This window comes from Schauerella aestuarii (assembly GCF_009866805.1).
GTDB lineage: Bacteria > Pseudomonadota > Gammaproteobacteria > Burkholderiales > Burkholderiaceae_B > Schauerella > Schauerella aestuarii.
Map to the genome: position 1 here is coordinate 201002 of NZ_SIZW01000038.1, position 25476 is coordinate 226477.

Below are 25476 nucleotides of genomic sequence, written 5' to 3' on the forward strand. Positions count from 1 at the left end.
CCCGCATCCCGCCCACACCCGCCGCGTTGCGCGCCTTCGATCAAGTCGATAACGCCAACGATCGGCCAATATCGACATGCATGGCGATGTCGAACGTGCCGGCCCCGTTCTTCGCCAAGCCGATCATCAGCAGGCCAAGGGATTCGAGCGTCTGGGCCATGTGCAAGCCGCCCACATCCAGTGGCCGCAAGCCAAGACTGTCGACGTAAGCCGACACGCGCGCCTTGGCCCCGAAATCGTCGGCTGCGATGAACACGTCGAGGCGCCCGCCTCGGTCAAGCACGTGACCGAACAGGGTATTGAACGCCTTGACGACATGCGCACTGGCCGGCAAATGCCTGGCGATTTCTTGCGCAGCAGAACTGCGGTAGGGCGTCTCCAGTCCCGAGAGATCGCGCGCAATCGGATTCGTGATGTCGATGATCACTTTGCCGTCCAGCGCGCTCCCGAAATCGGCCACCGCCGATGCCGCGCTGCCATGAGGGACGGCGAGGATGACGATGTCGCCCACCGGCTCGGCGCCGTACGTCCCTGCTGTGGCGCCGACACCGAGCGTGTCAGCCAATGCCTGCGCTTTCGCAGCATCGCGGCCGATCACTTCCACGGCGTGTCCGGCTTTGAGACTACGACCGGCGATCGTCGTCGCCATCCCTCCGGCGCCAATGATGCTGATTGTGTTGATCGTGCTCATGGGTGTGTCCTTGTAAGTTAAGTTTTGCTTGAAGTGCCTAGGGCCATCCCTGGCTTGAGAGCCAAGCCGGCTTTACTCATTCCTTCAATCGGCGGGAAAGTAGTGCCCATTGTCCAGATCGCCGAGCAGGCTCGGCTGCTTGGGTACCCAACCAGGGATCTGACGGGTGATCAAGTTGGACGCGGGAAGATCGAGCGTGACCAGATTCGCGAGAAACCCGAAGAAGCCCGGCAACATAAGCACGTCCTTCGGGATGCTCACCGCCGGAAGGTCCAGACGACGGCCGATCGCCTCTGCAATCTTGCGCATCGGAACGCCTTCCCCCTCAACGCCATGCCAATACTTGCCGGCGGGACTCTTCTCGAGCGCCAGGCGGAACAAGATGGCGAGATCGCGACTATGCACGGCCGGCCAAACATTCGCGCCCGCTTCTGCGTAGCCAACCGCGCCTTTATCCTTAGCCAAGCCGATCAGCATGGGAAGAAATCCCACATCGGTTTCGCTGTGTGCAATGGGCGGAATCCGCACAATCGAAGACCGCACGCCGCGGTCGGCGAGGCCGATAACAGCGAGATCCACCCCGTTGCGCACCCGCAACGTGCCCTTGTAGGGATCGCCGCCCGGTAGCGCCGGATCCTCTTCAGTGGCCGGGCGGCCCAGCTTCTCCCAGCCGGGCGAACCAATGCTTCCCGATGCCACCAGCGGCTTTCCTGTTCCGGCCAACGCATCGCCGTAGGCAAACATGATCTGGCGCTCTGCGGCCGCCACGGCGTCCAGGCCGCCGGTGGGCAGCAGGTCTTGCCGGTGTGCGACATCAATTACCCCTTCGGACGCCGCTGCCGCCGCCTTGAGCCCCTCAAGATCGGAAAGATCCCCGCGCCACACCTTGGCGCCTAGTGCGGCTACCGCCGTAGCGGCTTTGTCTGAGCGAGCCAGGCCAGTCACTTCATGTCCTGCAGCGACGAGCTCAGGAATGATGTATGAACCGATATGGCCGGTTCCGCCAGTCACTAAAACGCGCATAGTCATGCTCCTTGTGAGTAACGTGCGATGCGGGCAAGCAGGCCTGTAGAAGCGCCCTCCTCGCCACGCTGCGGCTCAATGAATGCGTGCTGCGCTTCACCGCCACGGAACGGCGGCGTACCCAAGCCGGGGTGACGAATCACCGAAATGGCGCATCGGGATGGCGTTGCGGCAAAGTCGGCGCCACGCTCATGATGAAAGCCATGCTATTCATATTACTTGCATAACGCAAGCGATATACGAAACGTTACTTGTTAATCGCAAGCGATGTTAAAATCGAAGGATGACAACGAATAAAGAAATTCGGTCGCATTGCGCGGTGAACTACGGTGTGGAGCTCTTCGGCGACCGATGGTCGCTTCTGATCGTTCGCGACATCGTCTTTAGTGGCAAAAAGACCTATGGGGAGTTCTTGAAATCAGAAGAGCGCATTGCGACCAATGTGCTCGCTTCCCGTCTGGCGTTTCTCGAAGACCAAGGGATTCTCTCGAGAACGCCCAGCCCCGACGATGGCCGTAAGGACTTCTATTTCCTCACCGAGAAGGGCCTGGATCTGATCCCCATCGTGCTGAACATCGTGCTTTGGAGCGCGCAGCACGATCCGAAGTCGAACGTGCGGCATCAAAAGAAATTCATTGCACGACTACTTCAAAACCCCGTGCAGATGAGCGATGAAGTGAGGACGCTGGTTCGGAATGGCGGATGCATATTCCCCAACGCCGACGGCACCACACGCGACGCGGCAGGCTGAGCATTTTCACACGCTCACGCCTGACGGATGTCGCGGCAGAGTGTGAAGCCGAAGGTGTTGATGCCATTGGCACTCTTCAAGAACACATCGCCGTCGTGCATATTGGCGATCGCCCGCACAATGGATAGGCCCAGCCCATGATGCAAGCCACTGCTGGTGCGCGCACCGTCGCCGCGATAGAACCGCTCGAATAATCGCGGTTTCTGATCCAGCGGAATCTGCTTACCTTCATTGGATACCGAGATTCTGACGTGCTCGGTCGTTGTGTCGATCAACACGACCACTTCGCTATCCGGATCGGCATATTGCGTGCAATTCGACAGCAGATTGGCAAGCGCACGGTGGAACAAGCGCCGGTCGACGCGTGCATGCGCATCGCCCACGATCCGCACCGTCAACCGCGCATCGAGGAACAGGTGCTCCAGATACTCGGCCGTTTTGTACGCTTCCATGTTCAATGACACCTCATCGAGGTCCGCCGCGCGACTCCCATTATCGGCGCGCGACAGAAACAGCATATCGTTCACGATATTGCTCATGCGATCGAGCTCTTCCAGGTTGGAAGCAAGCAGATCACGCATCTCATCGACGCTGCGCGGATTGGCGAGCGCCACCTGCGTTTGCCCGATCAGGTTCGTCAACGGCGTGCGCAACTCGTGCGCGGTATCCGCGTTGAAGCCTTCAAGCTGGCGCCACGCGGCTTCGCGACGCTCGAGCGCGTTGTTGAACGACACGGCGAGCTCGCGAATTTCGGTCGGCAAGTTCTCGATATTCAAACGCTTGCGTGGATCCTTCGGCGGCAACGCATTCGCCTGCTCGCCCAGCTTGCGAACCGGACCCAGCCCCAGCTTGGCAATCCAGTAGCCAAACGCCGCAACCAATAGAATGCCGAGCGTGGACGTGATCTGCATCACGCGTTGGAATTTTTCTTTGGTGTGCACGTAGTCGGTGGCATCGAGCGCGACCGCAAACTCAAGTGGGGGCCGGTCCGCGCTGGCGGGAATCGACCGCACCATCACACCCCAGATCTTCGGCGGATTGCCATCCTTGGTAAAGCCGAAATCATTGATCGGCACCTTGCCGTACACATCGAGCCCATCCCGCTCTGCAAGCCCGCCATAGCGATAGGTGGGATCGTCGCACTGAATCCAATAGCGCACCCGGCCGACTTCCGGCGCCATGCCGTCGAGCTTCTTGCGAACAGCATCCCATTCGGTAGGCGTATCCCGCTCGGAGATGAACGGCAGCAAAATCGAATGATGAAACGCCAACTCGGCGCGCACCTGATTGCGCACCGAATTGGAAAGCACGTTGTATGAAAAATAGGCGACGCCCGAGAACACAATCGCCGCCGTTACTGCAAACATGGCAGCCATGCGCCAGGCAATGGAGTTGCGGCGCATCATGCTGTCGCTTTGCCGCCCGTATTCAAACGGGCTTCCAGTACGTAACCCATCCCTCTTACGGTGTGCAGCAACTTGTTGGTATACGGTGCGTCGATCTTCACGCGGAGTCGTTTGATCGCAGCTTCCACGACATTGACGTCGCTGTCGAAATTCATATCCCAGACCTGTTCCGCGATCATGAGTTTCGAGAGCACTTCCCCTTGATGCCGGGCAAGCAGGCTCAACAGCGAAAACTCTTTCGCGGTCAATTCAAGGCGGTCGTTTGCGCGGGCAACGCGCCGCGCGAGAAGATCGATCGTCAAATCCTCAACCTGCAAGGTGGTCGCTTCCAGGCCCGCGCCTTGCCGACGTGTAAGCGCCTGCAGGCGGGCGACAAGCTCGGTGAACGAAAAAGGCTTCGGCAGATAGTCGTCGGCCCCTTTCTGCAGTCCGGTGACGCGATCGGTAACGTCGCCCCGAGCGGACAACATGATCACTGGCGTCGACTTGCGGCGGCGCAGTTGCTCCACCACGCTATAGCCGTTCAAGCCGGGGAGCATCAGGTCGAGCACGATAGCGTCGTAGTCGAACTCGAGCGCCAGATGAAGCCCGTCGATGCCGGTGGATGCAACATCGACGGTATAGCCGATCTCGGTCAGCCCACGGTGAATGTAGGTAGACGTTTTTTCTTCATCTTCAATGACGAGTACACGCACAACGAAGCCTGCAGCAAAGTGCGCACGCCCCACGGGCGCACGCTATGGGTTGATCATCAGCAAAAAAGAATACGCCACTTACGGCGTCAGCTCACTGACTTTTGCCTGACAAAATTGTCAGCTTCAATCGGGCCTGCATGGGTTCGGTCGGGCCGGCAAGACTTCGGGCGGGCCTCGCGGAAGACCTAGAAACGGTGGCGCACGCCAGCGACCACTGTGCGGTTGCTCGCATCGCGATTGAACGCATAATTATCGCCGTACGACGTGTACGCATACAGATTCGTGCGCTGCGACAGGTTGTGGGTGAGGCCCACGCTGTAGATATTCATTGTGGCGTCGTCACCGGTCAGTAACGCCGAATTCGGATCCGATCGCTGCCACGACGACAGCACCGACGTTGCACTGCCCAACGGCACCGTCACCCCCACCATCGTGGAGTTCGCCTTGAACCCACGTCGTAGCGCAAACGTGCCCAGATCGCTGTAATCGCCGCGATTTGGCGTGGTGCCCATGTTCTGCCCGATGAACCAACCGTCGCGGGTCTGCCCCCAAGCCAAACCCAGCTTCACCACTTGAAAGTCGTAGGTACCGCCCAAGATGAGGGACTCGATCCGAGCGTCCGACTGCCCACCGATGGCAGCATTTGTGGGCGTGAACCGATCGTAGGCCGCAGCCGCGTACACCGGCCCATTGCTATAGCGAAGCGCCGTCGTCAGCAGACGATTGTTGTCGCCGGTGCCAAAACCGGTTTGCTGACCATTATTGTTGGTGCGTGATGAGTCGGCGTTGAAGCTGTAGCCCAAGCCGAACTGAATACCCCCGATCGAGGGCGACTGATACATGGCGAGATTGTCCAGCCTCATGGTGTTTGCGGCACTGAAGGTCGTGCCGATATTGGCCGTGCGAAACGATGTGCCGAACGGACTCACCACATCGCCGATCCAGTCCGACGCCAGGTTCGTGCGGCGCCCCACTTCGATCGTGCCCCAGCTATCGTTGGCGAATCCGACCGTTGCACGCCGGCCGAACAATCGCCCGCCCTGCCCGGACTGCCCGCTGCTCGGATTGAAACCCGCTTCGAGGTTGAAGAGTGCACGCGTGCCGTTGCCGAGTTGTTCAACACCCCGCATGCCGAAACGCGATCCGCTGTTCACCCCGTCGACCAATCCCACACGACTTTGCGAGAAGCCGTTAGGACCGTCCACAGATTCATAGCCAACCCCGACGTCCACAAGCCCGTATAGCGTGACGGAACTCTCGGCGGCCTGCACGCCAGACCATGCAACAGCGCCTAATACCGCGCCGCAGATTTCTTTTCTCATGCGTCTTTCTCCCTGGCGAAATGATCGCCTGTTGCGTTCATCTCGAATGATTTATCGTGGCTGACGCGAAGGCTGCTGCTGAGCGCTACCGCCAATCTGCTTCGCACTTAGTTCGATGTAGTGCTGATACATCGCGCGATACTCGGGGCCTTCGATATTCGGCGTGCTCTCGGTGTGCCACGCATCGTCCAGCCCGGCGGCCTTCCACGCTCGCAGATCGGCTTTCACCGCTTCACGCGTGGGCGTACTCGCCGACTGCGCCGGGGTCGGCGCTTGAAACTGCGCGCTCGCCGAGCCCATTGCAATGAGGCCGACGAGGGCTGCGGGGATGAAATTCTTGAATCTGTGTGTCTTCACATGATCTCCGTAAGGATGAGTGGCCTGGATGGTGGCAACACGCGGATGACGTGTTCTCAGGCGCTCACTTTATGGATCCGTCACTGACCTCTCCATGACGGCTGGCGGACATTTCTGTCAGGCGCGGCAAGCTGACAGAAATGTCGGTTCAACGTCCAGTTCGCGTCAGTCGCGTTTACGTAAAGTCGCGTCCATACCCAGTGTCGTCCCCGCGACCGTCGCGACGTTCGACTGCATCACGTCAACGAAATATCCGCCGCGTCGCAGGACGTTCGCCCAACCAGGAGCCATCCTCATGCGCCCGAACACGTTCGATTTTTCAAGCACGCTCACTACCGAGGCTTCACACGCGACCCACCTACAAGGTGAATTTCCACAGCGATCGTCTTGTCGTGCGCACCACGACAGCACCGCGTTGGCGCACAACGAAATTCTGATCGAGGTGATGTATGCGGGCATGCGTCCGGGCGATACTCAATATGGCCAACCGAGCATGCATGGCGCGTCAATCCAGCCGTTGATTGGGCAGGAGAGCATCGGACGCATCGTGGCGCACGGCCGCGCCGTATCGTCGTTCGCGCTTGGCGACATCGTGGGCGTGGGCACTTTTGCGGCTTCATGCGGGCAATGCGATCGTTGCCTTGCGGGTCTCGCGCAGTATTGCCAGAGCGGTGCCGTATCGACCATCGATTATCAGCATGCGCACCATCCGATGCGCTCATTCGGCAAATCGACCCCACACATCGTCGTCACCGAGCCGTTCGCCCTTCGCATTCCGCACAATGCCGACCTGGCCGCAACAGCGCCCCTCCTAGGCGCAGCGGTCGCCGTGTATTCGGCGATGGAACACTGGAAATTGGAACCGGGCCAGCGTGTGGGTGTGATCGGCATGGGCGGGCTCGGACACTTGGCGGTAAAACTCGCCGCGGCACGTCGGGCCGGTGTGACGGTATTCACCACATCGCCGGAGAAGAAAATGGATGCGCTGCGGTTTGGTGCGCGTGAGGCTGTCTTGTGGAACGATGAAGAAGCGTTCAGCAGATTGACCGACCGATTCGACGTCTTGATATCGACGGTGCCGCAGTCTTATTCAGTATCGGACTTCATGGCACTGCTGAAGTTGAACGGCACGCTGATCAATCTGGGGACGACTGAAGCACTGCAGGATTTTCCGGCGCCCAATATGCCGCGCGGCCGCCGCAGCATTGCGGAGTCCACTGGCGGGAGCGTGGCGGAGATGCAGGCGGTGATCGACGATTGCGTCGCGCACAACATCAAGCCCGAAATCGAAGTGATCAGACCGGATCAAGCACTGGAGATATCGAATATCGCAGGAAGGACGCGCGCCCCCTATCGCTACGTGATCGACTTTGCTTTGGGACGGCAGCATTGAACCAAAAAATGACCATCTTGACCTCTGACCAGACGTTCGACCATAAAGAATGGCAGCCGAGCGGCTGCCATTCATCGAGCAAGAAACCCTCATTTACCCGATCGACATCAAACTCGCATTCCCACCGGCTGCTGCCGTATTGATGCTCACCGATCGTTCGTGAATCAACCGGTCCATCACATACCCGGCACCATTCGCAAGCGCATCCGCCGTCAATCCCTGCACCGCCACGATCGCGCCATCGCGCTTGGCCACTCTCGCATTCAGCGTGCAAAGCGTATCGCCGTCGCCCTCAAACAGCACCGCATCGAATGCTGCCGTATCGATCGCGCTCTCCGGCTCAACGCGAGCCTTGCGATCGCCCTGCGCCGGCAAGCCCTTCACAAATGCCTGACCCGCAGCGGTATCCACAAAAATCGCGGCATTACCGGTCGCCGATACCGCCGCCCACTGCGCTTTCGCGCCAGCCTCGGTATCTGCCACACACAGCACGGTACCGCGTGGCACCCAGCGATAGAGGTTGTTCTCACCCGTGGGCCCAGGCAACGCCAACGGCTCCACCAGTGGCGACACGGATTGCGCCACAGGTGGCAGACCGGCAGGGCGCGTGGCCAGCAAACGGTACATGTACAACGGACCGCCCGCTTTGGGACCCGTACCCGACAGCCCTTCCCCGCCAAACGGCTGTACGCCCACCACCGCACCCACGATGTTGCGGTTGACGTACATGTTGCCGGCGTGGACGCGCGAGGTGACGTGCGCCACGGTTTCATCCAGGCGCGTATGCACGCCGAAGGTGAGGCCGTAACCCGAGCTGTTGATGTCGTCCAGCAGCGCATTCAAGCCGTCGCGCTTGTAGCGCAACACGTGCAGCACCGGACCGAACACTTCACGTTCAAGTGCGCCGAAATTCTCGATTTCGATGAGCGTGGGCGCCACGAACGTGCCTTGCTTGCACGTGGCGGGCAAGGCGATTTGATCGACGCGGCGGCCTGCAGCTTTCATGGTGCTGATGTGGCGGTCGATGCCTTGGCGGGCGTCGTTGTCGATCACGGGGCCCACGTCAATGGACAAGTGATCGGGGTTGCCCACTTTCAATTCGCGCATCGCGCCGCGCAACATCGTGAGTACCGTGTCGGCACTGTCTTCCTGCACACAGAGCACGCGCAACGCGGAGCAGCGTTGGCCGGCCGAATCGAAGGCCGAGCTGAGCACGTCGAATACGACTTGCTCGGTAAGTGCGGAGGAATCGACGATCATGGCGTTCTGGCCGCCCGTTTCCGCGATGAGCGGAATGGTTTGGCCGAAGTCGTCCAGGCGCGTGGAGAGGCTGCGCGAAATGATGCGCGCCACGTCGGTGGAGCCGGTAAACATCACGCCGCGTACTTCGGGGCGTGCAACGAGCCAGGCGCCCACGGTTTCGCCGCGGCCCGGCAGCAGTTGCACGGCACCGGCAGGCACGCCGGCTTCGCGCAGGATGCTGATGGCACGCGCCGCGATGAGCGGCGTCTGTTCCGCGGGCTTGGCGATCACGGTGTTGCCGGCTGCCAATGCCGCACTGACCTGCCCCATGAAGATGGCGAGCGGGAAGTTCCACGGGCTGATGCACAGCACGGTGCCCAAGGGGCGATGCGTGGCATTGTCGAATTCGCGTTCGGCCTGATCGGCGTAGTAGCGCAAGAAGTCCACGGCTTCACGCACTTCGGCGATGGCGTTGGGCAAGGACTTGCCGGCTTCGCGCACGATCAGGCCGAGCAGCGTTTGCATCTGCGATTCGAGCAGTTGCGCGGCCCGGCGCAGGCACAGCGCGCGCTCGGCCACCGGTGTCGACTGCCACATCGGTGCGTCTTGCGCCGCGTGCCGCAACGCGGCCGCGGCTTCCTCTTCCGTGGCTTCGATCACGTAGCCCACAGTGTCGCGATGATCGGCGGGATTGAGCACGGCGTTGGCGCGGGCATCATCCCAGGCGACGGCTGCGTCGCCCACGAGCGGCTGTGCGCGCCACGGCGCGGCGGCGCTGGCGAGCAATGCAGCGGCCAGCGAGCTCAGTCGATGTTCGTTGCTGAGGTCCAGGCCGGCCGAGTTGGCGCGAGCGCCGGACTGCGGCGTGCCATAGAGGTCGCGCGGCAGCGGGATCTTGTCATGCGGGGCACCCAACGGCACGATGCGCGCCGCGGTGTCGACGGGGTCGGCAATGAGTTCGTCGATCGGCACGGACTCGTCGCCAATGCGGTTGACGAACGAGGTGTTTGCCCCGTTTTCAAGCAGGCGGCGCACCAGATAAGCGAGCAGCGTTTCGTGCGTACCCACGGGCGCATAAATGCGGCACGGCCGGTTCATTTTGCCTTGTGCGAGCGGGCCGACGACTTCGTCGTAGAGGCCTTCACCCATGCCGTGCAGGCACTGGAATTCGTACTGTCCGGGATAGTAGTTTTGTCCGGCCAACTGATACACCGCCGCAAGCGTATAGGCGTTGTGCGTGGCGAACTGCGGGTACACCGCTTCGGGCGCCGCGAGCAGTTTGCGTGAGCACGCCAGGTAAGCGACGTCGGTGTACACCTTGCGGGTATACACGGGATAGCCTTCGAGGCCATCGATCTGGGCGCGCTTGATTTCGCTGTCCCAATACGCGCCCTTCACCAGGCGAATCATCAGGCGATGACGGCTGCGTTTGGCCAGATCGATCACATAATCGATCACGAAAGGCGCACGCTTCTGGTAAGCCTGGATCACGAAACCGATACCGTTCCAGCCCGCCAGATCGGCGTCGAAGCACAGCGCTTCGAGCAAATCGAGCGAGATTTCCAGGCGGTCGGCTTCTTCGGCATCGATGTTCAAGCCGATGTCGTAATGGCGGGCCAACAGCGTGAGTGCTTTCACACGCGGCAGCAGTTCGGTCATCGCGCGGTCGTATTGCGAGCGCGAATATCGCGGGTGCAAAGCCGACAACTTGATCGAGATGCCAGGGCCTTCGTAGATGCCGCGGCCCGCGCCGGCCTTGCCGATCGCGTGAATGGCTTGTTCGTACGAGGCGTAGTAACGCTCGGCGTCTTCAGCCGTGGTGGCCGCTTCGCCCAGCATGTCGTACGAGTAGCGAAAGCCCTTGGCTTCCATTTTGCGATTATTGGCCAGCGCTTCGGAGATCGTCTGGCCCGACACGAATTGCTCGCCCATCATGCGCATGGCGATGTTCACGCCCTTGCGTACGAGCGGCTCGCCGCCCTTGGAAATCAAGCGGGTGAGCGCGCGCGACAGGCTTTGCTCGCTGTTGACGGCCACCAACTTGCCGGTAAGCATCAAGCCCCAGGTCGCCGCATTGACGAACAACGATGGCGAGCCGCCCATGTGCGACTTCCAATCGCCGTGCGAAATCTTGTCGCGAATCAACGCATCGCGCGTGGCGCGATCGGGGATGCGCAACAGCGCTTCGGCCAGGCACATCAATGCCACGCCTTCCTGGCTGGAAAGCGAAAATTCCTGGATCAGTCCTTCAACGCCGCCGCCGGTGCGCTTGCCGCGCAACGCTTTGACCAGACGTTCGGCGATGGCGTGGATCTTCTCGGGCTGCGGCATCTTGGCCTGGCCCAGCAAGAGCGGCACGCACTCTTGTTCGGGACGGCGATAGGCCGCCGTGATGGCGGCGCGCAGCACGGATTGCGGCTGCACATCCTGGCCGAACTCGAAAAACGGTGGGGTGATGGCTGCGACAGGTTCGTCGGCTTCATGGGCGGCAGCGATCTCGGCTTCGGTGCCTAGATGCGCGATCTCAGGCGGCAATTGGCCGCGTTCGATGCGCTCGATGTAGGCGATCAGTGCCTGCTTGTGCAACCAATGCGGGGTGCACTTTAGACGTTCGGAAGCGTCACGTAGGCGGTCGCGCAGTGCATCGTCAACCTTGACGCCCAATGTGGAGGTGGCCATTCGAAACCTGTAAGAAGCAGCTAGAAGTAAACCGCTATCTTACAGACCGGTACAACCCTTGGCTATTAGTGGTTAACCCTCTGTTCTAGAAGGTACAACCCGCGCCTTCTCCTACGAGGCCGACGTGTGGCAGCCCGAGACCTGGGCGCTGCCCACACCGGAGGGCGTTGATCGCGCGCCGTTACGGATAGCGCCGGCAATGGTCAGTGCGAGATCCTGAACGGCCGTTTGATGGGCACGGACCAGCCCGTCGATGCCCGGCCCGTCCGCCGCCACACGAACCTGTGTGCGGCAAAGCAACACGGGACCGGCAATATTGATAGGACGCAAGCGCCACGTCGCATCAACGATGGCCGCGTCGCCGAGCACTGAGTCAAAGCGGTTGATCGACGTTTGCACGCGCCACACGGGATCTTCACGCCCGGGTTTGACCGAGTCGACGTCCAACACACCCAAAGAACGGGTCAGGCCATCGGCCAGCGCATCGTGCAATTCGTCGGACAGCGGTGCCGTCCAGCGTTCGGAATACCGCGGCGTAATCGACCCCGCCGCATCGCGCAGCATGATCTGCGGCTGATCGACCTGCGACGGCACAGACACCGGCAGCACTTCGATCAGATAGTTGGGTGCGCCACCCGCCGGTGCAGAACGCGGCTGCGCTGCCGGCACCAGGGTGTAATAGTTCGCCGTGGGCGAGGCCGCGCAACCCGCGAGCAGCAAGGCGGCGGCGATCGTGCCGGCCGTGCCCGCCGGACGGCGCCAGGATTGGAAAGCGGAAAACAGCGTCGTCATCATCAATTCCTGACCCGGCCCGCGCCGGGAATATCGTCTTCACCCCGACCGCGAATCAGCGATTCGGGATTGGCTTGCAGGTAGTCGGACAAGTTACGCAGCGAACGGGCGGCGCGCGTGAGCTCCTGCATCGCCTTCTCGGTGTTGATCGGGATGGACGAATCCGGCGACATCAAACGGCTCAGATCGCCCAGCGACTTGCGGGCTTCCTTCAGCACGGCAGTCGCCTCGGGCGCCACTTGCTTGTCGAGACGATTCATCACGCGCGACGTGCTGGCCAGCGTGCTGCGCAGTTCTTCGCCAATCTTGTCGAACGGAATCTTTTCGATCTTGTCGACGATATTGGTGATTTGCTGCTGCAACTGATCGAGACTGCCCGGCACCGTGGGGATCGACATCGGGTTGGTCGACTTGTACTCGACGGGTTTTGTACCCGGGAATACGCCCAGTACAACGTAGAGCTGCCCGGTGAGCAAATTCGACGTGCGCAATTGCGCGCGCAAACCGTTATCCACCATGGCCCGCAACAGGCGATCACCCGGCAAACCGCCACCGGCTTCCGCGTCTTCACGCTCGGCCATCGCACGCATGCGCTCGTACACGCCACCCAAGCGCTGCGGGAACAAATCCGCATCGACGATGGCGAAGAAGCGTTTGGTCTTGTTGTCGAAATCCAGCGTGATACCCGACACCGAACCCAAGGTTATGCCATTGAAATCGATGGGTGCACCCACCGCGAGGCCGCGGATCGACTGATCGTAGCGCATGCGAATCGGGAACACTTCGCCGTCCGGTTTGGCTTTCGCTGCCGTTTCGGTGGCAAAGAGATCGAATTTTTTGTTGGCTTGTGCCGGTTGTGCGTTCTCTTCCACACTTTCAAACGCGACGCCGCCGATCGCGACCGAGAGCAGCGATTGTGTACTGACCTTGAAGCCCTCGGCATTGACCGAGAAGTCCACGCCGCTGGCGTTCCAGAAGCGGGTGTCGGTGGTGACGAATTTGTCGTTGGGCGCGTCGACAAAGATCTGGACGTTTACCGTGCGGCCACTGTCGTCGAGTTGATAACCGATTACGCGACCAACCTGGATGCGACGGTAGTACACGGGCGAGCCCACGTCGAGCGAGCCCAGGTCGCGCGAGCTGAGTGTGAAGCGCTTGCCGGGGCGATCGTAAGTCACCTCGGGCGGTGTTTCCAATCCAACAAACTCGGTTTTGGTGGCCCCCAACGATTCGGGCGCGCCCTCTTTCGCGTCTGTGCCGATGTAGGCGCCTGACAACAGTGTGCCCAAACCGGACACCCCGCTCAGGCCCAAGCGGGGTCGCACGACCCAGAAATTGGTGCCCTCGCGCGCGAGACTGGATGCATCCTTGGTGATATCGGCCGTGACGATGACCTTGCTGCGATCCTCACTCAAGCGGATCTTATTGACCGTGCCGATGTTCACTTCTTTATAGCGAATCTGCGTTTTGCCGGTTTCCAGGCCATCCGCCGATTCGAAAGTAATCGTAATTTGCGGGCCCGTTTCGAGCCAAGTGCGCAATACCAAGGAGAAGCCGGCGAACGCGGCCACGATGGGGATCAACCAGATCCACGACATCCGGCGCTTTTTGCGCACGACCGAAGGCTTGGCGGCCGTCACAGGCGAGCCGGTACGAGGAGCCTGCGCATCGGCAGGCGCCCCAGTCGTTTTTGGCGCAGAAGATTGCGCACTGCCGTCGGACGGTTCTTTGCCCGGCGGCGTAGGTGATTCAGCCACTATTGTCCTTCTTCTCTCTAAACCACATTACGCGTACGGCGTTTCCAATCCCGATGTTCGGGCATCCGGATCGGCCGATTGCGCCTCTTCCAAATCGTCGGCCGTTGCGTAGTCCCAAGCCCGGCGGGGATCGAAGCTCATCGCTGCCAACATCGTGACAATCACCACCATGCCGAAAGCGGCCGCGCCCGCTCCCGCACTGATCTGCATGAAGCCCTGGAAGTTTGCCAAGGCAGCCAGCAGGATGACCACGAACACATCGAGCATCGACCATTGGCCGATCAATTCCACAATCTCGTACATCCGCGTGCGCTGCCGCAGGTTGCCGCCGGTGCGCGTCTGCACTTTCCATGCCAGCACCCCCAACGACAACAATTTCGTCATCGGCACGACCACGCTGGCCACGAAAACGATGGCCGCAAGATCCCAGGACCCGCCCTGCCAAAGTTCGATCACGCCACCCAGAATCGTGTGGGCGCTATCGCCCAGAAGACTATCGATCTGCATGACCGGCAGCACATTTGCCGGGATGTACAGCACCACGGCGGCCAACAGAAACGCCCACGTGCGGGTCAAGTGATCGGGTTTGCGGAAATGCACGTGCGCATTGCAGCGGATGCAGCGATGCGCGGCGGTTGCCTCCGGACTATCGGTGTCCAGGCCATCGCCATGGGAATGGTGATCGGCGTGGTCATGAGGGACAGCAATCGCCTGCACCTGCCCGCACACGTGGCACCCGGTGAGGGCCTCGCCCGGTCCGGCCGTGGGCACGTGCACCTCTGCCACACCTGCCTCTTCGGCGTAATGCCAGATGGTATGCGGCGATAGACGTCCTACCAAGGTCAGAAATATCGTCAGGATGAAGAAGGCGCCCAATCCCACACCCGGTGCCACAGACGCCATGCCGGCCAGCTTTACAACCGATACCAGGACGCCGAGCAAAAACACCGGCACCATGCACCAGGGTCCAAGTACCCCCAGCAGACGCAGCGAGGTTGAAAATCCCGGGGCCCGGCGGCCCGCCGCGAGCGGCAGCAGCACCCAGGCGAGCAACAGCAGTTGGAATAAGGGCAGCGCAAAGCCGGCGAGTCCGGTCATGATCGACACAATCTCGTGCCCCTGCCGCCAGGTGATCGAAATGGCATCGAGCAGGGTTGCATCCTGCGTCATGCCCTGCACGCTCATGGATGCAACCGGGAACGCATTTGCAATCGCGAACACGATCAAGGCCGTGGCGACCAGGGCGAGCCACTGCGGCGGCCCCAAAGCACTAAAGCGCCACAGTTGTGTGGCGCATCGGGTGCATGTGGCCGTCTCTCCGCGCGACAACACATGTCGCTGAAAAACGCTGCCGCAGTGCTCGCAGGCAATCAGCGACATAGGTCGCGGAGATTCACTCATCAATCGACCAGTTCAACTTCCTGTTTGTCGTTGGGCTCTTGAGAAGACTTTTTGGTCTTCTCGGTAAAGCTCAATACAACCTTGTCATCATCGTCAAGATCGACGGTGACGACGCCGCCATCCACCAGCTTGCCGAACAGCAACTCATCGGCCAGCGCACGACGGATCGTGTCCTGGATCAGACGTTGCATCGGGCGTGCACCCATCAGCGGGTCGAAACCGACCTTCGCCAAGTGCGCACGCAGCTTGTCGGTGAATACCGAATCGACACGACGCTCATGCAACTGATCTTCCAACTGCATGAGGAACTTGTCGACAACCCGCAGGATGATCTCGCGCGACAACGCGCCGAACGGAATAATGGCATCCAGACGGTTGCGGAACTCAGGCGTGAACAACCGCTTGATCTCGCCCATCTCGTCGCCGGCAACCCGCGCATTGGAGAACCCAATGGACGGCTTGCTCATCATTTCGGCACCGGCATTGGTGGTCATCACCAAAATCACATTGCGGAAGTCCGCTTTGCGTCCGTTGTTGTCGGTCAGCGCGCCGTGATCCATGACCTGCAGCAGGATGTTGAATACATCCGGATGCGCCTTTTCGATTTCATCCAGCAACAGCACGCAGTGCGGTTGCTTCGTAATGGCCTCGGTAAGCAGGCCGCCCTGATCGAAACCGACGTAGCCCGGAGGCGCACCGATCAGACGTGAGACGGCATGCCGCTCCATATACTCGGACATGTCGAAACGAACCAGCTCGACGCCCAGCGTGAACGCCAGTTGCCGGGCCACTTCCGTCTTGCCCACGCCCGTGGGGCCGGAGAACAGAAACGAACCGATCGGCCGCTCCGGTTTGCCGAGACCCGACCGGGCCATCTTGATGGCTGCGGCGAGCGCTTCGATGGCTGCATCCTGACCGAACACGACCGTACCGAGATCACGCTCGAGCGTTGCAAGCTTGCTGCGATCGTCGCTGGAAACGGACTGCGGCGGAATACGGGCGATCTTGGACACGATATTTTCGATGTCCGTCTTGCCGATCACTTTCTTCTGACGCGAACGCGGCAGCAGACGTTGCGCAGCACCGGCCTCATCGATAACGTCGATCGCCTTATCCGGCAGATGACGATCGTTGATGTGGCGCGCCGACAACTCAGCCGCGGCAGTCAATGCTGCGGCCGAATAGCGCACGTTGTGATGCTCTTCGAAACGGCTCTTCAAGCCGCGCAGAATTTGAACGGTCTGCTCGACGCTCGGTTCCGGCACGTCGATCTTTTGAAACCGGCGCGACAGCGCGTGATCCTTCTCGAAAACGCCGCGGAACTCGGTATACGTGGTGGCGCCGATGCACTTGAGTTGCCCTGACGACAGTGCCGGCTTGAGCAAATTCGACGCATCCAGCGTGCCGCCCGACGCGGAACCCGCACCGATCAGCGTGTGAATTTCATCGATGAACAGAATGGCATCGGGATTGGCGCGCAGTTGCTTGAGCACGCTTTTGAGACGCTGCTCGAAATCGCCGCGATACTTCGTGCCGGCCAACAGTGCACCCATGTCCAACGAGTAGACTTGCGCCGCCTGAAGAATTTCAGGCACTTCGCCACGCGTGATACGCCATGCCAAGCCCTCGGCGATCGCGGTTTTACCCACGCCCGCCTCACCCACCAGCAAAGGATTATTTTTGCGGCGGCGGCACAACACTTGAATCACACGCTCGACTTCGTTTTCGCGACCGATCAATGGATCGATCTTGCCGGCCAGGGCCGCGCCGTTCAAATCGGTCGCAAACTGATCGAGCGCGGACTGACGCGACTCGCCGGACTCTTCACCATTGGCTTGCGGCTCTTTCTGCGGCATCGCGGCTTCCGATTGGGGCTGCTTGGTGATTCCGTGCGACAAGAAATTGACGACGTCGAGGCGCGTCACTCCCTGCTGTTGCAGGTAGTAGACAGCGTGAGAGTCTTTTTCACCGAAGATGGCGACTAGCACATTGGCACCGGTCACAGGCTTCTTGCCCGTGCCGCCCGCCGAAACGTGCATGATGGCGCGTTGAATCACGCGCTGGAATCCCAGCGTCGGCTGGGTATCCACCTCGGTACCGGCGGGAATCACGGGCGTGTTTTCGCTCACGAACTGGCGCAGATTACGGCGCAGATCATCCATGTTGGCGGCGCACGCGCGCAGCACCTCGACCGCGGAGGCATTGTCGAGCAACGACAGGAGCAGATGCTCGACGGTTATAAATTCATGTCGGGCCGATCGGGCCTCGACGAAAGCCATATGCAGGCTGACTTCAAGCTCTTGGGAAATCACGCTTCCTCCGTACACTTCGAAGCGGACAAACAGCACATCCGAAAAAAACGCCGCTTAAATGATGGCATTGATGAATCCTATTCTATGCCGATCATGGCGCAACGCCAGCGATTTCAAAACTGACCCGGTCGTACCGCCCCTGCCGATCCATCACGGTCAGTGCATAACGACCATTCTGTCTTAACGACACTGTATACGATTGGCCGGCTTGCGTTTGCCCGACCACCTTGCCGTCCAGTATCCACCATAACGTATCGCGGCCGCCCTCAGCCTGAACGCTTACATCCACTTGCGCCAGGCCCGGTACGGGTCGCAGCCGCGAACCTTCGGATATGCCTACCAACCTCAGAGGCGCTTCGTTAGCCTCCGCGTATCCTGCAAATGCGGGCGGAACCGTGCTATTCAAGGCCCAGGCCGTGCGCGGCGATGCACAGGGCTGGGCGATCGTCACGCGTTGGCCACCCGGCCAGCACACGGTGGCCACCGATACCGTATCGGGCCGCACGCGCGCCTGCAAAGACCCTTCAGGCAACGCGGCCACGATGTCCTGCAACAACGGTGCGGCCACGTTGGCGCCGAAAAACCCAGGATTGGGCGTGCCGTCGGGCCGGCCGACCCACACGCCCAACGTCCATTTGTCCGTCACCCCGATGGCCCAGGCGTCGCGAAAGCCGAAGCTCGTACCGGTTTTCCAGGCGATGCGCCGACCGGATGACGCGGCTGCATAAAATGGACGATCGGGATTACCCCCACCCTCGAGAATGTCGCGCACGATCCACGCCGCGCCCGGGCTCAAGATGCGCGATTCGCGCATGGGGTCGTGCGGCGACAGACGCGGCGTGCCGGCCAGGCCCTCACGCGCCAGGCCGCGATAAGCGCCTACCAATTCTTCCAGCGTGGTGCCGCCCCCGCCCAGGATCAAGCTCAGGTTGGGCTGCGCACCGGCCGGCATGCGCAACGGCAGGCCGCCGGCCATCAGGCGCCCGGCAAAGCGCGTTGGCCCAACGCGATCAAGCAGATCGACGGCCGGCACATTGAGCGATCGCTGCAGCGCCTCGGCCACGCTGATCGGACCTGAAAACGACGCTTGGAAGTTGCCGGGCGCATAGCCTTCGAATGACATCGGCACGTCAAGCAGCAGGCTCTCGGAATGGATCAGGCCATCTTCCAAGGCCATTGCATACAAGAACGGCTTGAGGGTGGAGCCGGGTGACCGCACGGCGCGCACCATGTCGACATGGGCCGCGCGCGAGTCGTCGCCGAAGTCGGCCGAGCCGGCATAGGCCTTGATCTCGAGCGTATCGTTATCCATCACCAACGCCGCCATCGAGACGTGCGGCGGCAACGCATCGACGCGATCGAGCAGCATGCGCTCCACCGTAAGCTGCGCGTCCATGTCGAGGGTGGACACGACCACGTCCGGGCGCGTGGGATCGGCGCGCTTGCCCGTCATGCGCAAGCGCTGCGCGGCCAAGGGAGCCACGAAGCGGCCGCGCAACGGCGGGCTGACGACGTTTTCAATACGTGCGTCGACCGCCTGCGCCTCGGTCCACTGGCCGAGCTCGACCATCCGCGCGATCACCTTGTCGCGCGCAGCTTGCGCCAGTTCGGGATGACGATCGGGGCGCAAGCGCGACGGCGCCTGCGGCAATGCGGTCAGCAGCGCAGCCTCAGCCGGGCTCACGTGCGCAATCGATTTGCCAAGCCACATCCGCGACCCCATCTCAGCGCCTTCGACGATGCCGCCCATGGGTGCACGTGCCAGGTAAAGGCCGAGGATCTCATCCTTGCTGAAGTGCAGCTCGAGTTGCACGGCACGCCACATTTGCCGCAGCTTGGTGGACAGCGCGCGCGACGGCCGCGCCCCAAGGTCGGGGTCCACGAGCCGCGCCACTTGCATCGTTAGCGTCGATCCGCCGGACACGATGCGCCCTGCCCCAACCCACTGGCCTGCCGCACGCAGCAACGACAGCGGGTTGATGCCCGGATGCCAGTAATACGCACGGTCTTCATAGGTGAGCAGCGTCTGCAGGTACAACGGCGAGACGTTGCTCACGCCTACTGGATACCGCCAGACGCCATCGCGCGATGGGTAGTTGCGCAGCGGCGTGCCGTCGGCCGCCACCACGACCACCGCCCCATCGGTATCGATGGCCGGTAGCGGATCGAGAGCGTCGGCGGTATAGAGCCCGGCCGTCACAACCGCTGCAATCGCGACGCCCACGGCAGTGCGTTTTATCCACGCCCGTCTTCCGCTATCGGGCGACGGGTGGACGCGGCGACCCGGCGGCAGTTCCGGCTTCGACACCGGCTCCGACACCGGCTTCACTGCCGCCTTCACCGCGCGCACGCCACGTCAACGCGCCAAGTTCAGCGCGCCGCGCGGGCGGTGCGGTCGCGGATTTCGACCGGACGCCACGCGTCGCCCACACCGCGCAATTCGGGGCGGTACATGTCTTCGGCTTCCACGGCAGGCACCGAGTAACGGCCCGGCGTCACCACGCGCAGCATGTAGAACACATCGACTTCACCGCGGCCTAGTTCGACAGCCGCCACGTAGCGGTCATCGCGGAATTCGCGGTGCTTGATGCGCGCATCGCTGAAGGTTTCGGCCACACGCTTGCCGCCGATCGTCCAGTCGGCCATGTCCGGACTTTGCGACAGATTCATGTTGTCGATTTCCATTCCGGCGGGCACACGATCGACCACCAGCGCGTTCGGCATGGCGGTGCGGGCCTGCGCATTCACACGCACGACGAGAATGTCGCCGGTGGTGAGTGCGCCGCCGTTCCACGGCGTGCCATTCGGCAGATACCACGTGCGCTTGAGCTGGATGACATCGCGGCGCGGCGCAGGCGCCGTGGTGGGCACGCCGGACACATCGAGCTCGGCGAACACAGGCTCGCTGCCGGTGTTGACCAGTTGCAGGGTGCTTAGTTCCTCCGGCTTGAGCGTCAACGTGCGATCGGTACGGCTTTCGAGAATCTGCTGTCCGCTCCCCGATGCGACCGTCAAGGCCCAAGGTTTGCCTTCGCCGCCGGCGGCGCGGGCCGCCATGACCAAGGCAAGCTGCTCCTGCGTCGACAGATATTGACGGCGACCCACGCGATCCGAAAGATCGGTGAGCCACACTTCGCGGCGCGCTTCGAGCAGTTTGTATTGCACCGCCAAGGCATACGACAACGCCAGATCGCGCGTATTCGAGCCGTAGTCGCCCAGCCAGTCTTCGCCGCTGAAGTTATTGCCGTTGCGCGGAATGCCGTAGCTGCGCGCTTCGGCCATCGTGGCGGCCTGCTGCGAACGCGGCTCGTCGCCGAGCAACTTGAACGCCGCCGCAAACTGCACCAACGGCAGTGGCGAGCGCGCGCGCAATTGATAGTTGTCGAAGAGCGTGCGCAAGGTGGAGAGCGGCGCACGCTTGTCTCGCGCCAGCACCAGCGCGGCAGCCGCGTAGCTGGCGAAGCGGCGATGATCCTCGCGCAACACGCTATCGTCACCGCTGGCGACATTGCCGTTGATCATGGCCATCTGCAAACGCTGCGACCAGGTGCCAAAGACGTTGGGGGCCTGCTGCACCTGCTCGAGCAACCAATCGCGCGACCGCGACAGATCGCGTTCGGAGACGTCGTATCCGCGGTCACGTGCGTCCTGCATGAAGCCCACGGCATAGGCCGTCAGCCACACATCGCGCGATCCCGCATCGCCCCACAACGAATAGGCGCCGGCGGCATTGCGCATGCCGGCCAGACGTTCGATCGCACCGCGCACCTTGCTGGCGCGCGCGGCATCGGTGAAGCCCTTGATGGCATAGCGCTCGGCGGTGGGTTCGTCGATCACCAACCACGGGAACGACGCGCTGATGGTTTGCTCGGTGCACCCGTACGGATACGACAACAACTCACGCACCTGGCGCGCCATATTGATCGGCGGCTTGGACGACACGGCAAGGCTGGCGGTGAGCGTGTCGGGATACAACCCGGCCAACACTTCCGGCGGCAACGGCACCGACTCGCCGGATCCGACGCGCATGCGGCGCACGACGCGTTGGGCGGCATATGCGGGTTGCACCTGCAACACCGATTCGCGCACGATGTGAATCGGCTTCGGCCCACCCGCAGCGTCGACCGTCAAGTGCACCAGCGCCAGACCATTGGCACCCAGCGTGGTGGCTTCGAAGCGCACGGTCGTGCGTTGCTTATCCGCCAACTTCACGGTCCGGGTACCGTCGGCGATGGCCAGCGGACTATCGGCACGCAGATTGACGGTGACCGTTTGCGCGGCACCGCTCAAATTGGTGAGATCCAGCGCCACTGCAGCGCGGTCACCCGGCGTGATGAAGCGCGGCGTATTCAGTTCAGCCACGATCGGTGCGGCCACGACCATTTCGGCATCGGACGACCCGTACTGATCTTCGGTGAAGGCGACGGCCATCAGGCGCAATGTGCCGTTGAAGTCGGGCAGATCGAGCGGAATGCGGGCACGACCTTGCGCATCGAGCGCAACGGGTCCCGAAAACAGATCGACCAACTTGACCTTCTTGGGCAGGCTGCGGCTGTTGCCGCGCATGGCAGCGTCACCGCCCCACTTCAGGCGCCCCAACGTGCCATCCATTTTCTCGATCAGCTTGCCGTACATATCCAGCCAATCGGCGGCATAACGGTGTTTGCCGAAGAAGAAATCGAACGGATCCGGCGTGCGGTACTGCGTGATGTTGAGGATCCCCACATCGACGGCAGACAAGGTCACGTGTGCGGTTTTGCCCGCCACACCCGGCACGCTGATCGCGACCTCGGTGCGCTTTTCGGGCTCGACTTTCGTTGCGGCGTCGATCTTCACATCCAGTCGGCGTGCGGCATTATCAAGCGGCAGATGGGTGATGCCCACGGCACGGGCCGGGGTTACCCGATCGCCTGCACTCCCCGGACGGAACACGACGGCGCTCACGTAAAGATCGGGACGCTTCCAGGCCGCATCGAGCGGAATCTCCACATCGGTGCCAGTCGCCTTGGCATCCACCCACTTCGACCACAACAGGCGGTCGCTTTCAACGGTGATCAAGGCTTGGCCATCGTGCGGCGGCGTGAAATTGAGCATGACCGATTTGCCCGGCGTGGCCGGCAGGTTGGTCAACTTCATCTGTACGCGGTCAGGGCGGTTACCCACCGACTCGGCATCCTGCGCGCCCCAGCCGGCATAAAAGCGATAGCGCGCGGTGAGCCCGGTTTCGGGATCGCGCACTTCAAGACGGTAGCGACCGTAACCCACCGGGACCGACAGCGGCGTGCGCGCATCCAGATCGATGGTGCGAGAATCGAGCAGATCTTCGGTCTCGGTGTAGCCACTGTTCCACCCGCGCTGATCGTCGTAGCGCCAGTAATAGCGGCGCTCTTCGCGGAACATGCGCACTTGAGCGCCCTTGATCGGCGCCACCGCGCCGTCGGTGCTCACGCGGATCAGTTCGAACGCAGCGGCGGTGCCTTCACGCGTCACGTTGCGGTCGAACAGCGGCCGCACGCCGATCAATTTGTCGGCGGGCCAGAACGTGCTTTCGATGGAGCGCACCACGGGGCGGCCACCGGATTCGAGCAAGCTGGCAGATACGCGTACCTGCATCGGCGAGTGCGCGTCGGTCAGGCCGGGATCGACCTCCAACTCGCCCGCGCCCGTGTCGTCCAACTCGGCTTCCGGCAAATCGGCCGATGTGCGGGTGTCGTCGTCGGCCACATCGCCAAAGATGAAACCCGGCCAGGTATCGGGCAAGGCTTCCTTTTGGCGGCGTACCTGGTAACGCGACAGCAAACGATTGCCGGCCGCCGGGGCACCATACAGATAGTCACCTTGCACGGCGATGGTCAAGGTATCGCCGATTTTGGGCGTTTTGTCGGTTTGCGTGAGCGCGAGCTTCATGCGCTCGGGCAGGAACTCTTCAACCTGGAACGTCCAGGATGCATCGGGCGCCCGTGCGCCGGGATCGACGCGCAACTCCAACGTCCAGGTGCCGGTTTGGGCATCGGCGGGCAGACTGATTTCACGCTGCACGTAGCCGGCGATCTTCTCCTGCGGCGACCACAACGACGTTTGCACGACGCGGCCATCGGCGCGCTTGAGCGTGGCGGTGAGCGGCGCGGCGGGCATGATGCGGCCGTCGGCATCGCGCGGCAGGATCGAGACATTGAACTGCTCGCCCGGGCGATACAGGGCACGACCGGAATACACGAAAAGACTGGTGTTGCGCGAAGGATGACCGCCAAGCGAATACTCGGACATGTCCAATGCCGGCTCGCCCAGCGCGAGCACGGTGGTTTCCTTGCCGCGCGAGGCACGCACGAGACGGGCACGCTCGAAGTCGCCATCGAAACGCACATGGCCCTGCGCATCGGTGGTGGCGTTGGCGAGCGCTTTGGCATCGCCGTCCACGATCTCGACGCGTGCGCCTGAGATCGGGTTGCCGGTTTTGAGCGACACCGCGAAGGCTTCGAGCCCGCCCTGATAACGGCGGGTATGCAGACCGATGTCGGTCACGTAGAAGTAAGTGACCTGATACTCGTAGCGAAAGCGGCCCGGCTGGCTCATCACGGCGATATAGATGCCGGGTTCCTGCAGTTCCTTGATGGTTTCGACCGGCAGGAACGTCACATGGCGACGATTGGGCTTGTCGTCAGTGACGAAACGGCCTTGATAGACACTGGTGGTGAGCGTATTGAGGCGGTCGAGATCCCAATTTCCGACCAGCCCCTTGAGCGAAGTGGTGCGATCGTCGTAGTCGCGGTAGTCCTCTTCGTCGTCGGCTTCGCTCTCGTCTTCATCGGTGGCCGTTTGCGCGCCGCCGGTCACGCCGAGCACTTTCTCGTACAAGGCAGGCGCCTTCTCGGGCGCCACACGCAGGAACTGCACATCCACTTCGGGCGTATTGACAGTCGTGATCGGCAAGCCGCCGTTCTGACCCGCCGGTAGAACCACGCCGCGGCTGGAGAAAAAGAACGCCGGCGCCATGGCTTCGGTGGCCACCACGCAGTTCACCGGCGCTTTGAGCGTGACCTTATCGGCCGCAGCGGGCAGGTTGCCGCGCAACGAAATCGCATAGCGGTGGTCGGGCGAGACATACGGGAAGTAGATCGTGCGCGGATTGTCGCTCACCACCCAGTTACCCTCGATGCGCTTGCCCTTTTCGCCCGCCGCACCCGCCGCAATCTTGCCGTTGGATGCGTTGGCCTCACTACCCTCGTCGCTTTGCGACTTGGCTTGGCCCAGATCGACCACCTCAAGGAACGACGAGAGGTCGTTGCGGCGGTCGACAGGCTGCGTGAAGCTCACGGCCAAAGCCAGCGTATCGTTGAATTGGCGCGCCTGGCATTGCAAGGCGGCAAACGGATCGGGCGTGCCCGCGGCAATGGTGGCCGACGATGCGGGGGTGCCGCCGTCGGCAGCGGCGGCGGTGCCGGCGGCAGGCGTCGCCGGCGTTATGGTGCCGCGAGCGGCATCGCGTGGCCCATCCGCCGTTGCGATCGCCGGCGCTGTGGGCGCATCGGTGCGATCTGATTTCTTACCTGCAAGCCATCCACCTACGCCTGCAACGGCCACGACAACGACGGCCGCGACCAGCAGCCCACCCGACTTGCGATTCAGCACCGTGTGCTCTCCTCAGATGCAACCGG

14 protein-coding genes and 2 pseudogenes are annotated in these 25476 nt (G+C 61.9%); 2 read left to right on the plus strand and 14 right to left on the minus strand.

Annotation, left to right across the window (positions count from 1 at the left end):
* Nucleotides 1-40 precede the first annotated feature (40 nt).
* The gene (locus tag EYW45_RS02510; protein ID WP_161133916.1) at nucleotides 41-682 is read right to left on the minus strand and encodes an NADPH-dependent F420 reductase; all 642 of its coding nucleotides are present in this window, start codon (nucleotides 680-682) and stop codon (nucleotides 41-43) included.
* A 93-nt stretch (nucleotides 683-775) separates the two neighbouring features.
* A complete protein-coding gene (locus EYW45_RS02515; RefSeq protein WP_161133804.1) occupies nucleotides 776-1714 on the minus strand; it encodes an SDR family oxidoreductase in 939 nt (312 codons plus the stop codon).
* A gap of 283 nt (nucleotides 1715-1997) precedes the next feature.
* On the opposite strand from EYW45_RS02515, the gene EYW45_RS02520 reads away from it, so the two are divergent.
* Complete coding sequence (locus tag EYW45_RS02520) at nucleotides 1998-2465, plus strand: winged helix-turn-helix transcriptional regulator (RefSeq protein ID WP_161133805.1); 468 nt, start codon at nucleotides 1998-2000, stop codon at nucleotides 2463-2465.
* A gap of 14 nt (nucleotides 2466-2479) precedes the next feature.
* Here the strand turns inward: EYW45_RS02520 and EYW45_RS02525 are convergent, their stop codons facing one another.
* The 4 genes from EYW45_RS02525 to EYW45_RS02540 all read right to left on the minus strand — a co-directional run bounded on the left by EYW45_RS02525 (nucleotide 2480) and on the right by EYW45_RS02540 (nucleotide 6245).
* Nucleotides 2480-3871 (minus strand): heavy metal sensor histidine kinase, encoded by a 1392-nt coding sequence (locus EYW45_RS02525; RefSeq protein ID WP_235938771.1) that lies wholly within the window; start codon nucleotides 3869-3871, stop codon nucleotides 2480-2482.
* On the minus strand, nucleotides 3868-4566 hold the full coding sequence (locus EYW45_RS02530) for a heavy metal response regulator transcription factor (protein WP_161133806.1): 699 nt from the start codon (nucleotides 4564-4566) through the stop codon (nucleotides 3868-3870). Before EYW45_RS02530 ends, EYW45_RS02525 begins: the two co-directional genes overlap by 4 nt.
* 185 nt (nucleotides 4567-4751) lie before the next feature.
* Nucleotides 4752-5888, minus strand: coding sequence for a porin (locus tag EYW45_RS02535; RefSeq protein ID WP_161133807.1), 1137 nt, complete (start codon nucleotides 5886-5888; stop codon nucleotides 4752-4754).
* Nucleotides 5889-5939: 51 nt separating this feature from the next.
* Nucleotides 5940-6245: a DUF4148 domain-containing protein gene (locus EYW45_RS02540; RefSeq protein ID WP_161133808.1), complete on the minus strand. Its 306-nt coding sequence runs from the start codon at nucleotides 6243-6245 to the stop codon at nucleotides 5940-5942.
* Nucleotides 6246-6339: 94 nt separating this feature from the next.
* Here EYW45_RS02540 and EYW45_RS02545 point away from each other — a divergent pair, with 94 nt between their 5' ends.
* Nucleotides 6340-7638: a zinc-binding dehydrogenase gene (locus EYW45_RS02545; protein ID WP_161133809.1), complete on the plus strand. Its 1299-nt coding sequence runs from the start codon at nucleotides 6340-6342 to the stop codon at nucleotides 7636-7638.
* A gap of 93 nt (nucleotides 7639-7731) precedes the next feature.
* Here the strand turns inward: EYW45_RS02545 and EYW45_RS24985 are convergent.
* From EYW45_RS24985 to EYW45_RS02580, 8 genes and pseudogenes are all read right to left on the minus strand, one after another.
* Nucleotides 7732-7956, minus strand: a pseudogene (locus EYW45_RS24985) (hypothetical protein); the annotation flags it as partial.
* 68 nt (nucleotides 7957-8024) lie between these two features.
* Nucleotides 8025-11559: pseudogene (gene putA / locus EYW45_RS02550) on the minus strand (trifunctional transcriptional regulator/proline dehydrogenase/L-glutamate gamma-semialdehyde dehydrogenase); the annotation flags it as partial.
* Between the two features lie 111 nt (nucleotides 11560-11670).
* Nucleotides 11671-12351, minus strand: a complete 681-nt coding sequence (locus tag EYW45_RS02555; protein WP_161133811.1) for a PqiC family protein — start codon at nucleotides 12349-12351, stop codon at nucleotides 11671-11673.
* Nucleotides 12352-12353: 2 nt separating this feature from the next.
* On the minus strand, nucleotides 12354-13949 hold the full coding sequence (locus tag EYW45_RS02560; RefSeq protein ID WP_161133918.1) for a PqiB family protein: 1596 nt from the start codon (nucleotides 13947-13949) through the stop codon (nucleotides 12354-12356).
* A 186-nt stretch (nucleotides 13950-14135) separates the two neighbouring features.
* On the minus strand, nucleotides 14136-15488 hold the full coding sequence (locus EYW45_RS02565; protein WP_407924891.1) for a paraquat-inducible protein A: 1353 nt from the start codon (nucleotides 15486-15488) through the stop codon (nucleotides 14136-14138).
* Nucleotides 15489-15508: 20 nt separating this feature from the next.
* The gene (gene clpA / locus EYW45_RS02570) at nucleotides 15509-17821 is read right to left on the minus strand and encodes an ATP-dependent Clp protease ATP-binding subunit ClpA (protein WP_161133813.1); all 2313 of its coding nucleotides are present in this window, start codon (nucleotides 17819-17821) and stop codon (nucleotides 15509-15511) included.
* A gap of 91 nt (nucleotides 17822-17912) precedes the next feature.
* A complete protein-coding gene (pbpC, locus tag EYW45_RS02575) occupies nucleotides 17913-20114 on the minus strand; it encodes a penicillin-binding protein 1C (RefSeq protein WP_202444568.1) in 2202 nt (733 codons plus the stop codon).
* 77 nt (nucleotides 20115-20191) lie between these two features.
* Entirely contained in the window at nucleotides 20192-25447 is a 5256-nt protein-coding gene (locus EYW45_RS02580) for an alpha-2-macroglobulin family protein (protein ID WP_161133920.1), read from the minus strand.
* Nucleotides 25448-25476: the final 29 nt, after the last annotated feature.

Excerpts from the sequence above, each read along its gene's own strand:
- EYW45_RS02565 (WP_407924891.1), bottom strand. The coding sequence starts at position 15,488 with ATGTCGCTGATTGCCTGCGAGCACTGCGGCAGCGTTTTTCAGCGACAT.
- EYW45_RS02560 (WP_161133918.1), bottom strand. The coding sequence starts at position 13,949 with ATGTCGTGGATCTGGTTGATCCCCATCGTGGCCGCGTTCGCCGGCTTC.
- EYW45_RS02515 (WP_161133804.1), bottom strand. The coding sequence starts at position 1,714 with ATGCGCGTTTTAGTGACTGGCGGAACCGGCCATATCGGTTCATACATC.
- EYW45_RS02545 (WP_161133809.1), top strand. The coding sequence starts at position 6,340 with ATGACGGCTGGCGGACATTTCTGTCAGGCGCGGCAAGCTGACAGAAAT.
- EYW45_RS02555 (WP_161133811.1), bottom strand. The coding sequence starts at position 12,351 with ATGACGACGCTGTTTTCCGCTTTCCAATCCTGGCGCCGTCCGGCGGGC.
- EYW45_RS02525 (WP_235938771.1), bottom strand. The coding sequence starts at position 3,871 with ATGATGCGCCGCAACTCCATTGCCTGGCGCATGGCTGCCATGTTTGCA.
- EYW45_RS02520 (WP_161133805.1), top strand. The coding sequence starts at position 1,998 with ATGACAACGAATAAAGAAATTCGGTCGCATTGCGCGGTGAACTACGGT.
- EYW45_RS02535 (WP_161133807.1), bottom strand. The coding sequence starts at position 5,888 with ATGAGAAAAGAAATCTGCGGCGCGGTATTAGGCGCTGTTGCATGGTCT.